Source organism: Streptococcus sp. HMSC072C09, from assembly GCF_001813105.1.
GTDB lineage: Bacteria > Bacillota > Bacilli > Lactobacillales > Streptococcaceae > Streptococcus.
Map to the genome: position 1 here is coordinate 230,843 of NZ_KV811485.1, position 13,254 is coordinate 244,096.

The window sequence follows — 13,254 nt, forward strand, 5'->3', positions numbered from 1 at the left end:
ATAGTTTCAGAAAATGAAGGAGGTTTTTTATGAATCGACATGCTATCCAGCTGATTGCTCGTGGGGCAATCAATCGAATGGGAAATATGCTCTATGATTATGGGAATAGTGTTTGGCTGGCCTCGATGGGGACGGTGGGAAAGACGGTATTAGGGATTTATCAGATTTCTGAACTTGTCACCTCCATTCTAGTCAATCCATTTGGTGGCGTGATCTCAGACCGTTTTTCCCGACGCAAGATTTTGATGACAACCGACTTGGTTTGTGGTCTCCTTTGTTTGGGCATTTCTTTTATCAGGAACGATCGTTGGATGATTGCAGCCCTGATTGTTGCCAATATTGTTCAGGCCATTGCCTTTGCATTTTCTCGTACGGCCAACAAAGCCATTATCACTGAGGTCGTAGAGAAGGACGAGATTGTGACCTATAATGCCAGCTTGGAGCTGGTCTTACAGGTTGTTGGTGTTAGCTCACCTGTGTTCTCTTTCCTTGTTTTACAATTTGCCAGTCTCCATGCGACCCTCTTACTGGATGCACTGACCTTTTTCATCGCCTTTGTCCTAGTGGCATTCCTTCCCAAAGAAGAAGCCAAAGTTCAAGAAAAGAAACGGTTTACGGGAAAAGATATTTTTTCGGATATCAAGGATGGACTGCACTATATCTGGCATCAGAAAGAGATTTTCTTCCTTCTATTGGTGGCTTCCAGCGTCAATTTCTTTTTTGCAGCTTTTGAGTTTTTACTTCCCTTTTCCAATCGCCTTTACGGGGTCAAGGGCGCTTATGCAACCATCTTAACCTTGGGGGCTATTGGCTCCATCATCGGAGCCTTGATTGCTAATAAATTTAAATCAAGCATGGAGATGCTTCTCTTCTTATTGATTTTAACAGGAGTAGGAGTCTTCATGATGGGCTTGCCTCTTCCTCACCTTCTTTCCTTTTCTGGAAATTTAGTCTGTGAACTCTTTATGACGATTTTTAATATTCACTTTTTTACCCAAGTGCAAACCAAGGTAGAAGGAGACTACCTGGGCAGGGTCTTAAGCACCATTTTTACCTTGGCCATTCTCTTTATGCCTGTGGCTAAAGGCTTGATGACCTGGTTACCAAGCGTCCGAGTAGAATCCTTTCTCCTGATCGGAGCTGGTGTCATTCTCTTTTCACTCATAGCTCAAGTAGTCGCCAAGCACCTACAAGCAAAAAATCATTAGAACAACATGAAAAAAGCACCGAATGGTGCTTTTTTAGTTGTTATTTTTTTCTTCTATTTTAACTTCTTTCTTTTCTTCCTCCAGTTGCTTTTGAGTGCTCTTGAGTTCTTTTTTTAGGGAGAAGCCCTTTGAAAAATTAACCAAGGTCATGACAAATGCACCCAAGAGGACACAGAGCAAGATCAGAATGATCAAGGGCAATTTAAATTGGACCAAGAGGAAATTCACAGTGACTGATTGCATGTTTGCAAGGGAAATACCAGCAATCAATAAAATTAAAAGTAATAAAGCAATGTAGTGTAGATTATTTTTGTTCATCATTATCTCCTTATTGTTCAGCAGGGGCCTTGCTTTTCACATCAGCGTACTCTTCCGGTTGCTCTAGGCTTAGAATATCCTCATAAGCCGGTAGGGAAAGGTCCTTGCCATATTTATTTTTTAAAGCAGTGCTCACTAGACGATAGGCCAAATTGGCATTTCGGGACAAGATAGGACCGTGGAAGTAGCTTCCAAAGACGTTCTTGTAATGAACCCCTTCGCACCCATCTTCTTTGTTGTTCCCATTTCCATAGACAACCTTGCCCAGCGGTTTTTCATCCTCTGCCAAGAAGGTCCGACCTTGGTGGTTTTCAAAACCATAATAGGTTTCGTTAAATTCTTCGTTATGGATCTTGATATCACCGATATAGCGGTTGTTGACTTGGTTGAGCGTATAGTGGCCCATAATACCGAGCCCTTCAATGCGTTTGCCAGAAGCTTCAATGTAGTACTGACCCAGAAGCTGAAAGCCACCACAGATAGCAAGGACCACACCATCGTCATGAATGAAGCGTTCAAGATCTTCTTTTTTATCTGGTAGATCTTCTGATACAATGGTCTGTTCGTAGTCTTGGCCGCCACCGAAAAAGGCGATATCATAGGCATCAGGGTCGAACCGGTCTTTGAGAGAGACGATATCCACTGTGACATGGGCTCCAAGTTTTTCAGCAACGTACTTGAGCATGAGGATATTTCCATTGTCTCCGTAGGTATTCATTAAGTTGCCGTAGAGATGGGCAATGCGCAGGCTGTATGGATACTGTGCCTGATCAGAAGATTCTAGAGAAGTATAAGTCATTAGTGCATCTCCTTTTCAATCAGGTGTTCTTGGGCCAAGAGTTCACGGAATTCAAGCATGGCTGTATAGGTAGCTAAAATGTAAGCGTGAGGGGTTTCCTGTTGCTTGATGCGTTGGAAGACCTCTTTTAAATCAGCCATTTCTGTGATCTTTTCTGCAGGATAGCCAGTGACCCGAAGTCGTCGAGCAATCTCAGAGTGGCGCACTCCGCCAGCGTTGATCTCTGGAATGTCCATTTGGGTGATTTGCTCGAAATCTGCATCCCAAATCCAGCTCGTATCGATTCCGTCTGCATAATTGGCATTGAGGAGGACCGACAAGCTAAAGGAATAAGGGGCTAGTTTGATCATTTCAATGGCTTGGGTCGCACCAACCGGATTTTTGATCAGGACCAAGGTACATTCCTTATCCCCAATCTTAAAGGTTTCCTGACGACCAAAGACAGCGCGACTGCGATCAAATCCTTGCTTAATGACTTCAGGTTGCACTCCAAAGAATCCGGCAACAGAGACAGCTGCTAAGGCATTGTAGATGTTGTAGAGACCACCGATATTGATGTGGTAGTCTTGCCCTTGGATCCGGAAGTTGGAAGATCGATGGGTTAAAGAGAGGAGATCCGATACGGCATAGGTCAGTGGTGGCCGGTGGAAACCACAGTGTTCACAGATATAATCTCCCAGGTTAGCATAGGTATTGAGCTTGTACTTGAGGATGTTGTGGCAATGCGGGCACAGGATTCCTTCCGTATTGTAATGGGCTAGTTGTGGCTCTGATTTTTCTGTATCAAATCCATAATATTGGATCGGATTGGATAAGGTCTGACTATTAAATAGCGGACTATCTCCATTTAACAGAACCGTCGCAGTTGGGACCTTGTGAATGGCATCCAAAATCATTTGGTAGGTCGTATAGATCTCTCCATAGCGGTCCATCTGATCCCGGAAAATATTGGTGACCACAAAAAGGCTGGGCTGGATATAATCACAAATCCGAGAGAGGCTGGCCTCGTCAATTTCAAGTACCGCGATCGGTCGATTTGATTTCGAACGCTTAGCCCGTAAGAAGGTCGTTGTAATCCCAGAGATCATATTGGCCCCGCTTGGATTGGTTAAAATCGGTCCGAAAGCTTCTTGGAGAATACCTACGGTCAGCGCAGTGGTCAGGGTTTTCCCATTTGTCCCTGTAATCACAACAATCTCATAGTTTTTTGCCAGTTGACTGAGAATATCTTTATCAAATTTGAGGGCTACTTTACCTGGTAGGGTTGATCCCCGCCCCATTTTTTCTAGAATAGAGCCGGAAAGCTTTCCTGCCAGAAGGCCCAAGGTTGTATTTATCTTCATAAATCATATTTTATCATAAAAAGCGTCAGAAGGTTACAGAAAAATCTGTTGAAACGTGTTATAATAGGATGATGTCTTTTAGAGAAGTGGTAGGTATGAGAATATGAATATTCAACAGTTTACAAATCCACAATTTTGGACCAGTTTGTTCCCGAATTGGTGGAGTATTATTATCAATATCATCGATATTGCCCTGGTGGCTTGGTTGTTGTATTTTTTGATCAAGGCCATCGTTGGGACCAAGATCATGATTTTGGTTCGTGGAGTTATTATCTTTTTCTTGATGCAGTTTTTAGCCAATTTCTTAGGTCTCACGACTATTTCATGGCTGATCAATCAAGTCATTACCTATGGGGTTATTGCCCTGGTTGTGATTTTCTCCCCTGAGATTCGGATTGGTTTAGAACGTCTGGGTCGAGCGACAGAATTCTTTACGACGAGTGAAGTCAGTCAGGAAGAGAAGATGGTGCAGGCCTATGTCAAGGCAGTAGCTTATATGAGCCCACGTAAGATTGGTGCCTTGGTAGCCATTCAAGGAGCCAGAACCCTTCAGGAATATATTTCCACAGGGATTCCTCTAGATGCAGAAATTTCAGGAGAATTGCTGATTAATATCTTCATTCCTAATACTCCCTTGCATGATGGAGCCGTCATTGTCCGCAATGATAAAATCGCTGTTTCTTGTGCCTACCTGCCCTTGACCGAAAATACTGGAATTTCAAAAGAGTTCGGAACGCGTCACCGCGCAGCCATTGGTTTATCTGAAGTTTCGGATGCCTTTACCTTTGTGGTATCAGAAGAAACGGGTGGGGTCTCTGTGACCTACAATGGAACCTTCCGACACGATTTAACTTTAGAAGAGTTCGAATCAGAATTGAGAGCCTTCTTGGTTCCTGAAGAGAATAAAACGATTAGTTGGAAAGAGCGTCTATTTGGGAGGGTGACAAAATGAGATCGAAAAAAGAATTTCTTTATGTTTTCGCCTCCGTCTTATTGTCCTTTATCTTGTTTATCAATGCGTCTTCCTTTAATTTTCAAAATAATAGTAGCGCTAGACAAGTCAGCTCAGAGACCTACACCAATACCTTGACCAATATTCCAATTGATGCCAAGTATAATGACAAGACATACTTTGTCAGTGGGTTGACATCAGAGCTAACGGTCTTTCTGAAAGGTTCAAACCGGGTTGCTCTTGCTAGTGAGATGCAACCGGGCACTCGGAAGTTTCGTGTGGTAGCAGATCTTCGTAAGGCCAAGGAAGGTACCGTTGAAGTGCCGTTGATTGTGGAAGATCTTCCGGCTGGTTTGACCGCAACCGTAGAGCCTCAAAAAGTTTCTGTAAAAATCGGGAAGAAAGCCAAAAAATCGTTTGCGGTCAGGGCCACGATCCCGGACAATCAAATTGTAGATGGAATAACGGTATCGGATATTACTCTTGAAACCACCAAGGTAGAAGTGACCAGCGATCAAGAAACCTTGAGTCGCATTGATCATGTCGAAGCTGTCTTCCCATCCAGTGAAATCATTAGTGGAAATTATAGCGGAACCATTTCCTTAAATGCAGTAGATGCCCAAGGAAATGTTCTACCAGGTCTGGTAAATCCGAGTGAAACACGGATTAAAGTAACCACAAAGACTAGCTCGTCTACGTCAAGCTCTAGCAGTTCGTCGTCGACCTCTTCCAGTTCAAGTAATTAGAAAGTAAAAAAGGTAATGAAGAATGGGTAAATATTTTGGAACGGACGGTGTCCGTGGAGAAGCAAATGTAGAATTAACGCCAGAATTGGCTTTTAAACTAGGCCGTTTCGGTGGCTATGTGTTGAGCCAACATGAAGAAGAAACACCCTTGGTATTTGTTGGACGTGATACGCGTATTTCTGGTGAAATGTTAGAGCATGCCTTAATTGCTGGGCTCTTATCTGTTGGAATTCGCGTCTACAAGTTGGGTGTGATTGCAACGCCAGGTGTTGCTTATCTAGTTCGTACGGGAAAAGCCAGCGCCGGCGTTATGATTTCTGCTAGCCACAATCCAGCCTTGGACAATGGCATCAAATTCTTTGGTGGTGATGGCTTCAAATTGGATGACGATCGCGAGCTTGAAATTGAAGCCTTGCTTGATGCTGCTGAAGATACCCTTCCACGTCCAAGTGCCCAAGGTTTAGGAACGGTCATGGAATATCCAGAAGGCTTGCGTAAGTATCAAGAATTCCTTGTATCGACAGGCATTCAACTCGAGGGCATGCACGTAGTCTTAGATACAGCAAATGGTGCAGCCTCTACTAGTGCCCGCCAAATCTTTGCAGATTTGGGAGCTCAATTGACTGTCATCGGTGAAAACCCAGATGGTTTGAACATCAATGATGGGGTTGGTTCTACTCACCCAGAGCATTTGCAAGAGAAAGTCAAAGAAGTAGGTGCAGCGATTGGTCTTGCCTTTGACGGAGACAGCGATCGCTTGATTGCTGTGGATGAAAATGGAGAGATCGTAGACGGCGATAAGATCATGTACATCATCGGTTCTTATCTTTCAAGCAAGGGCTTGCTCGAAAAAAATACGATCGTCACAACCGTCATGTCCAATCTCGGCTTCCACAAGGCATTAGATGCGAAGGGAATTCAAAAAGAAATCACAGCTGTTGGAGACCGTTATGTGGTCGAAGAAATGCGCAAGTCTGGTTACAATCTTGGTGGTGAACAATCTGGTCACGTAGTCATCATGGATTACAACACAACTGGTGATGGTCAATTAACAGGCGTTCAATTGACTAAAATTATGCAAGAAACTGGCAAGAAATTATCTGAATTGGCTGCTGAAGTAACCATTTATCCACAAAAACTCGTCAATATCCGGGTTGAAAATAGCATGAAAGACAAGGCGATGGAAGTGCCTGCCATTCGTGAAATCATTGAAAAAATGGAGGCAGAAATGGCAGGAAATGGTCGCATCCTCGTGCGCCCAAGTGGAACGGAACCCCTCCTTCGTGTGATGGCAGAAGCACCAACCCATGAAGAAGTGGACTACTATGTGGATACCATTGCTACAGTTGTCCAAGCAGAAATCGGACTTTAACCTTGTAAAAAACATGGCTCGCAAATAGGCGAGCAGAGGAGGTATATATGAAACAGGTTCGTCAAATTGTATGGGCACTTGCCTTAGTGCTAACGATTCTATTCACAGTTGGTTTGACTAAAACAATTCATGCTGCAGAAGTCTCATCATATACACAGACAGCACGTCTAACGAAAGATGGTAACACGCTAACAAATGGGAGCAAGGTGTTGACAAATGAAAAATTGTCAGCAAGTATTTATTTTGCCTTTCCAGATTCGCAAACTATTCAAGCTGGGGATACCTTAACTCTTAGTTTGCCAAAAGAATTAGCCCTCTACACAGCATTGGAATTCAATGTTCTTGAGGAAGGTCAATCAAATGGTCAGACGGTTGGGAAAGCTGTCGTTGATACAGCTAAGAAAACAGTGACCGTTACCTTTAATGATTATTTCGCATCTCATCCACTCAACAAACGAGTTGCCTTGCATTTTGATGTAAAAGTAGATTCCGAAGCGGTCACTAAAACCTCCCCAATCCAATTTAAACTTGGAAATACGGATTTTTCATTGAATTATGAAAAGACAGATGGGGAAGCTGGAGACTATGAGATGAAATATGGCTACCAAGATAAGTCTGATCCAACCATTATCAAATGGCGGATTCTCTTAAATGCTCGCCAAGATATGCTTCGTGGAATGGTCATTAAAGACCAATTCGGAGATGGCTTAACATTGGTTGAAGGTAGCTTACGCGCTGTTCGTTATGCTCCTGTACAAGGTGGGATTAAGAACGAAGCTCAGATATTAAGTCTCCCAGTTCTAGATAACTTTACTAAAAAAGCTGTTTTCAATAAGAATGCAGATGGAAAGACCACTGGTTTTACAATTGAATTTGGTGATAACTACAATTGGCCAATGTATATTGAATATTCTACAAAAGTGGCACCTGGAACGAAAGTAGGCGATATTGTCCATAATACGTTAACATGGACGGCAACCAATTTCCCAGCACCGCGTAGTTTAACCCGTGAAGTGCGATTGGAAACAGGATCTGGCGAAGGATTAGGTGAGAAAGATCAAACGCCACCGAAACCTAGCTCAACCTCCTCATCAAGTTCTAGTTCTTCATCAAGCTCATCATCTTCAACGAGTTCTAGTTCTTCATCAAGTTCATCATCTTCAACGAGTTCCAGTTCTACATCGAACTCAACATCCACATCAAGTTCTTCATTGAAATCATCTTCATCTTCTGTTAAAGAAGAAGCCCCAAAACCTGGTAAGAAAAAAGTTCTTCCAAGTACAGGTGAAAAGATGACACCGGTGGTTCTTATCATGGGTGTCTTCCTAGCAATTCTATCGGTTGGTGTTTTACGTGTAAGAAAAGATTCTTAATATGATCAATGAAAGATCAGACTTCTGTCTGGTCTTTTTGTGTAGGCTCGATTTGAAAAATCCCCTATTTCGTGGTAAAATAGGGCTAATGAATTTATAGTAATCGAGGTATTAGAAGTGGCTTTTGGAGATAACGGAAAACGTAAAAAAACACCATTTGAAATGATCACGATGGTGGTCATTGTGATTATGTTGATTGTAACGGTTGGTGCAATCTTTGCAACCGCAATTGGTGCTCTTTCTTACTAAGACGCACACAGAAATAAAGGAAATCATCTATTTATGAGTATGTTTTTAGATACAGCCAAGATTAAGGTCAAGGCTGGAAATGGCGGCGATGGCATGGTGGCTTTTCGCCGCGAAAAATATGTCCCTAATGGCGGACCTTGGGGTGGTGATGGAGGTCGTGGTGGCAATGTCATCTTCGTAGTAGACGAAGGCTTGCGCACCTTGATGGACTTCCGTTATAATCGGCATTTCAAAGCCCAAAATGGGGAAAAAGGAATGACCAAAGGGATGCACGGACGGGGAGCAGAAGATCTCTATGTACGAGTCCCTCAAGGAACGACCGTCCGAGATGCTGAGACTGGCAAGGTCATTACAGACCTAGTTGAAAATGGACAAGAGTACATTGTCGCCCACGGTGGCCGTGGCGGACGTGGAAATATTCGTTTTGCTACTCCAAAGAATCCAGCTCCAGAGATTTCTGAGAACGGGGAACCTGGCCAGGAGCGCGAACTCGAATTAGAACTCAAAGTCTTGGCAGACGTTGGTTTGGTTGGCTTCCCTTCTGTTGGGAAATCTACCCTTCTTAGTGTCATCACTTCAGCCAAACCAAAGATTGGAGCTTATCATTTCACTACCATCGTTCCAAATTTGGGAATGGTTCGGACGCCGTCAGGTGAATCCTTTGCAGTCGCAGACCTTCCTGGATTGATTGAAGGAGCTAGCCAAGGAGTCGGACTAGGAACCCAGTTCCTTCGCCACATCGAGCGCACACGAGTTATCTTGCATGTTATTGATATGTCAGCCAGTGAAGGACGCGATCCTTACGAAGATTATGTTCAAATCAATAAAGAGCTTGAAACTTATAATCTTCGTTTGATGGAGCGACCTCAGATTATCGTGGCAAATAAAATGGATATGCCAGAAAGTCAAGAAAACTTGAAAGAGTTCAAGAAGAAATTGGCAGCCAATTACGATGAGTTTGATGAACTGCCACAGATCTTCCCGATCTCTAGTTTGGCGCATCAAGGTTTGGATAACTTGTTAGAAGCAACGGCAGAATTGTTAGATAAAACGCCAGAATTCCTCTTGTATTCAGAAGACGAAATGGCTCAAGAAGAAGTCTACTATGGCTTTGATGAAGACCAGCCAGCCTTTGACATCAGTCGGGATGACGATGCCGCTTGGGTCTTGTCTGGTGAAAAACTTGAAAAACTCTTTAATATGACGAATTTCGATCGGGATGAAGCGGTCATGAAATTTGCTCGTCAATTGCGTGGCATGGGTGTTGATGAAGCTCTCCGTGCGCGTGGGGCAAAAGATGGCGATATTGTCCGGATCGGTAAATTTGAATTTGAGTTTGTAGATTAGGATAGATCCCCAGAGGATCAAGGATTCCAAATAAGAAGTGAGGCTTTTTCAGTGGGAGATAAACCAATATCTTTTCGAGATGAAAATGGAAATTTTGTTTCAGCAGCCGATGTTTGGAATGCTGAAAAACTAGAAGAACTTTTTAATACGCTAAATCCTAAGCGGAAATTGCGCTTACAAAGGGAAAAATTAGCAAAAGAAAACCAGCAGAAGTAAATAGACTTGGAGAATACTATGGCAAAAACAATTCATACAGATAAAGCACCCGCAGCAATTGGACCTTATGTTCAAGGGAAAATCGTAGGCAATCTTCTCTTTGCAAGTGGACAAGTTCCCTTGTCACCTGAAACTGGCGAAATCATTGGCGAAACCATCCAAGAACAAACAGAACAAGTCTTAAAGAACATTGGGGCTATTTTGGAAGAAGCTGGGACAGACTTCGACCATGTGGTGAAAACCACTTGTTTCTTAAGTGATATGAATGACTTTGTACCTTTTAATGAGGTCTATAAAACAGTCTTTACTACAGAGTTTCCAGCTCGATCTGCTGTTGAAGTAGCACGCCTGCCACGTGATGTGAAGGTTGAAATTGAAGTTATTGCGGAAATTAAGGCCTAATAACCATTCAAAGACAAAAAGACAGAGTGGAGAGCAGGAAACTGTAGGCCACTCTGTTTTATTTATGGGAGGAGAAAATGACAGAAAGTAAGATTCAACTGGTCATGGTAACAGGGATGAGCGGTGCGGGTAAGACCGTCGCCATCCAATCGTTTGAGGATTTGGGTTACTTTACCATCGATAATATGCCACCGGCGCTCTTGCTGAAATTTATTGAGCTCATGCGCCACAGTCCCGATAACAATAAATTAGCCGTTGTTGTGGATATGCGGAGCCGTTCTTTTTTCAATGAAATTCGCACCATTTTGGATGAATTGGACAATCAAGAAGACCTGGATTTCAAGGTCTTGTTCTTGGATGCCACTGACAGTGAGTTGGTAGCACGATACAAGGAAACCCGTCGTAGCCATCCATTAGCGGCAGATGGCCGTGTCTTAGATGGGATTACCCTAGAGCGCGAACTCTTGTCCCCTTTAAAAAATATCAGTCAAAATGTGGTGGATACGACTGAGTTGACACCTCGTAATTTGAGAAAAACGATCGCAGAACAATTTGCCAGTCAAGATAATCAGCCAGATTTTCGGGTTGAGGTCATGTCATTTGGGTTTAAATATGGCCTTCCGATCGATGCTGACCTTGTCTTTGACGTGCGTTTCCTTCCAAACCCCTACTACAAATTGGAACTTCGGAATTTAACCGGTCAAGATCCAGCTGTCTATGATTATGTCATGGATCACCCTGAATCAGAGGACTTTTACCGTCATCTCCATGACTTAATCGTTCCTATTTTACCGTCCTATAAACGGGAGGGTAAATCCGTTCTCACCATCGCCATGGGCTGTACTGGAGGTCAACACCGTTCAGTAGCCTTTGCAGAGCGCTTAGCGCATGATTTAGAAAAAAATTGGCAGGTCAATTGCAGTCATAGAGACAAGGACAGACGGAAAGAAACGGTGAATCGCTCATGAGAAAACCGAAAGTAACCGTTATTGGAGGAGGGACAGGGATTTCTGTTATTCTCGATAGTCTAAGAAAGAAACCGGTCGAGATCACTGCCATTGTAACTGTTGCAGATGATGGCGGTAGCTCAGGTGAATTGCGGAAGAACATCCAAAAATTGACACCACCTGGGGATCTTCGAAATGTCTTGGTTGCTATGTCAGATATGCCTCGTTTTTATGAGAAAGTCTTTCAATACCGCTTTGCGGACGATGATGGGCCTTTGGCTGGGCACCCTTTGGGAAACTTGATTATTGCAGGGATTTCAGAGATGCAAGGCTCGACCTATAATGCCATGCAGTTGTTGACCAAGTTCTTTCATACAACCGGCAAGATCTATCCGTCCAGTGATAGTCCCTTGACCCTTCATGCCGTTTTTCAAGATGGAAAAGAAATAGTAGGAGAAAGCCACATTGCCAACTACACTGGCATGATTGATCATGTTTATGTGACCAATACCTTTGATCAAGAGCGTCCAAAGGCTAGTAAGAAAGTGGTGGAAGCGATTCTTGAAAGTGACATGGTCGTCTTGGGTCCTGGTTCGCTCTTTACCTCGATTCTTCCTAATTTGATGATCGATGAGATTGGGAAAGCCATCCTTGAAACCAAGGCCCAAGTAGCCTATGTTTGTAATATCATGACCCAAAGAGGAGAAACCGAGCATTTCACAGATAGTGACCACGTTGCCGTGCTCCATAAACATTTGGGAGAAAAGTTCATCGACACCGTCCTTGTCAATATCAATCAGGTTCCCGCAGCTTATATGAACAGCAATAAATTTGATGAATACTTGGTGCAGGTAGAGCACGATTTCAAAGGGCTGCACTCGCAAGTTCCCCAAGTGATTTCTTCTGATTTCTTGAAGCTGGTCAATGGAGGAGCCTTTCATGATGGCGAAAAAGTAGTCGAAGAACTGATGCAGATCGTGCAGGTGAGAAAATGAGTTTTACGGTTCGTGTCAAAGAAGAATTATTGTCTCTCAAGCGATTTGAAAAGAGTGAATTAGCTGCTATTATCAAGATGTCTGGGAGCCTCGGCATATCAATGGGCGGCTTGACGCTATCGGTAACGACAGAAAATGCCAAGATCGCTCGCCATATCTATGAATTATTGCATCATTTTTATGAGGCCAAATCAGATATTCGCCACCATCAAAAAACCAATTTGAAAAAGAATCGTGTCTACACAGTATTCTTGGATGAAAAGGTAGAAGAGATTTTAGCTGACTTGCATTTGGCAGATGCCTTTTTTGGGATTGAGACAGGCATTGATGCTAGTGTTTTAGAAGATGAAGCAGCTAGCCGTGCTTATCTTCGGGGAGCTTTTCTGTCGAGTGGTTCGATAAAAGATCCTGAAAAAGGGAAGTACCAGCTGGAAATTCATTCTGTTTATACAGACCACGCGGAAGGAATTGCCCTTCTCATGCAAGGATTTTTACTAGATGCGAAAACCATCGAGCGGAAAAAAGGAGTGGTAACCTATCTGCAACGAGCGGAAGATATTATTGATTTTCTCATTGTAGTAGAGGCCATGCAAGCCATGCAGGAATTTGAGTCTATCAAGGTCATGAGAGAGACGCGCAATGACCTCAATCGGGCCAATAATGCCGAAATGGCCAATATCCAGCGCACAGTCACAGCCAGTATGAAAACCATTAATAATATTAGTAAAATTGTGGATACGGTCGGCCTAGGTAGTTTACCAAGTGACTTGCAAGAAGTTGCCTATATCCGGATGAACCATCCAGATTATTCCATCCAGCAAATCGCAGATAGCTTGCAACAACCTATTTCAAAAAGCGGCGTTAACCACCGCTTGCGTAAGATCAATAAGATCGCAGACGATCTAGACAAATAAAAAAGGCCAAAGGCCTTTCATAATGAGGTTAAAGTCTTTTTAAAAACTTTCCTTAGGTGAGTACGGACGTCAG

15 protein-coding genes are annotated in these 13,254 nt (G+C 43.2%); 12 read left to right on the forward strand and 3 right to left on the reverse strand.

The window, feature by feature from the left end:
* The first annotated feature begins 29 nt into the window (after positions 1 to 29).
* Complete coding sequence (locus tag HMPREF2893_RS01170; RefSeq protein WP_070673846.1) at positions 30 to 1,208, forward strand: MFS transporter; 1,179 nt, start codon at positions 30 to 32, stop codon at positions 1,206 to 1,208.
* A 33-nt stretch (positions 1,209 to 1,241) separates the two neighbouring features.
* Here HMPREF2893_RS01170 and HMPREF2893_RS01175 read toward each other — a convergent pair whose 3' ends face one another.
* From HMPREF2893_RS01175 to murT, 3 genes are read right to left on the reverse strand one after another with little or no spacing between them, the layout of a single operon-like run.
* On the reverse strand, positions 1,242 to 1,526 hold the full coding sequence (locus HMPREF2893_RS01175; protein WP_024056107.1) for a lipopolysaccharide assembly protein LapA domain-containing protein: 285 nt from the start codon (positions 1,524 to 1,526) through the stop codon (positions 1,242 to 1,244).
* A gap of 10 nt (positions 1,527 to 1,536) precedes the next feature.
* Positions 1,537 to 2,325 (reverse strand): lipid II isoglutaminyl synthase subunit GatD, encoded by a 789-nt coding sequence (gatD, locus tag HMPREF2893_RS01180; protein WP_070673847.1) that lies wholly within the window; start codon positions 2,323 to 2,325, stop codon positions 1,537 to 1,539.
* A complete protein-coding gene (gene murT, locus HMPREF2893_RS01185; RefSeq protein WP_031573372.1) occupies positions 2,325 to 3,668 on the reverse strand; it encodes a lipid II isoglutaminyl synthase subunit MurT in 1,344 nt (447 codons plus the stop codon). The genes gatD and murT overlap by 1 nt, the downstream gene beginning before the upstream one ends.
* Before the next feature lie 103 nt (positions 3,669 to 3,771).
* Between murT and cdaA the strand changes: the two genes are divergently transcribed.
* The 11 genes from cdaA to whiA all read left to right on the forward strand — a co-directional run bounded on the left by cdaA (position 3,772) and on the right by whiA (position 13,181).
* Entirely contained in the window at positions 3,772 to 4,620 is an 849-nt protein-coding gene (gene cdaA / locus HMPREF2893_RS01190) for a diadenylate cyclase CdaA (protein ID WP_070673848.1), read from the forward strand.
* Positions 4,617 to 5,366, forward strand: a complete 750-nt coding sequence (locus HMPREF2893_RS01195) for a CdaR family protein (protein WP_009732570.1) — start codon at positions 4,617 to 4,619, stop codon at positions 5,364 to 5,366. Before cdaA ends, HMPREF2893_RS01195 begins: the two co-directional genes overlap by 4 nt.
* A gap of 22 nt (positions 5,367 to 5,388) precedes the next feature.
* Positions 5,389 to 6,738, forward strand: a complete 1,350-nt coding sequence (gene glmM / locus HMPREF2893_RS01200; RefSeq protein WP_070673849.1) for a phosphoglucosamine mutase — start codon at positions 5,389 to 5,391, stop codon at positions 6,736 to 6,738.
* Positions 6,739 to 6,785: 47 nt separating this feature from the next.
* Positions 6,786 to 8,111, forward strand: a complete 1,326-nt coding sequence (locus tag HMPREF2893_RS01205) for an LPXTG cell wall anchor domain-containing protein (protein WP_070673850.1) — start codon at positions 6,786 to 6,788, stop codon at positions 8,109 to 8,111.
* Positions 8,112 to 8,228: 117 nt separating this feature from the next.
* Positions 8,229 to 8,360, forward strand: a complete 132-nt coding sequence (locus tag HMPREF2893_RS01210; protein ID WP_003011566.1) for a DUF4044 domain-containing protein — start codon at positions 8,229 to 8,231, stop codon at positions 8,358 to 8,360.
* Between the two features lie 33 nt (positions 8,361 to 8,393).
* Entirely contained in the window at positions 8,394 to 9,707 is a 1,314-nt protein-coding gene (gene obgE, locus HMPREF2893_RS01215; RefSeq protein WP_023917726.1) for a GTPase ObgE, read from the forward strand.
* 51 nt (positions 9,708 to 9,758) lie between these two features.
* Positions 9,759 to 9,923 (forward strand): hypothetical protein, encoded by a 165-nt coding sequence (locus HMPREF2893_RS10800; RefSeq protein ID WP_003006512.1) that lies wholly within the window; start codon positions 9,759 to 9,761, stop codon positions 9,921 to 9,923.
* Positions 9,924 to 9,941: 18 nt separating this feature from the next.
* Positions 9,942 to 10,325, forward strand: coding sequence for a RidA family protein (locus tag HMPREF2893_RS01220; protein ID WP_003006514.1), 384 nt, complete (start codon positions 9,942 to 9,944; stop codon positions 10,323 to 10,325).
* Between the two features lie 77 nt (positions 10,326 to 10,402).
* Positions 10,403 to 11,293, forward strand: coding sequence for an RNase adapter RapZ (gene rapZ / locus HMPREF2893_RS01225; RefSeq protein ID WP_009732574.1), 891 nt, complete (start codon positions 10,403 to 10,405; stop codon positions 11,291 to 11,293).
* Positions 11,290 to 12,267 (forward strand): YvcK family protein, encoded by a 978-nt coding sequence (locus tag HMPREF2893_RS01230; protein ID WP_070673851.1) that lies wholly within the window; start codon positions 11,290 to 11,292, stop codon positions 12,265 to 12,267. The genes rapZ and HMPREF2893_RS01230 overlap by 4 nt, the downstream gene beginning before the upstream one ends.
* Positions 12,264 to 13,181 (forward strand): DNA-binding protein WhiA, encoded by a 918-nt coding sequence (gene whiA / locus HMPREF2893_RS01235; RefSeq protein ID WP_049474808.1) that lies wholly within the window; start codon positions 12,264 to 12,266, stop codon positions 13,179 to 13,181. Before HMPREF2893_RS01230 ends, whiA begins: the two co-directional genes overlap by 4 nt.
* Positions 13,182 to 13,254: the final 73 nt, after the last annotated feature.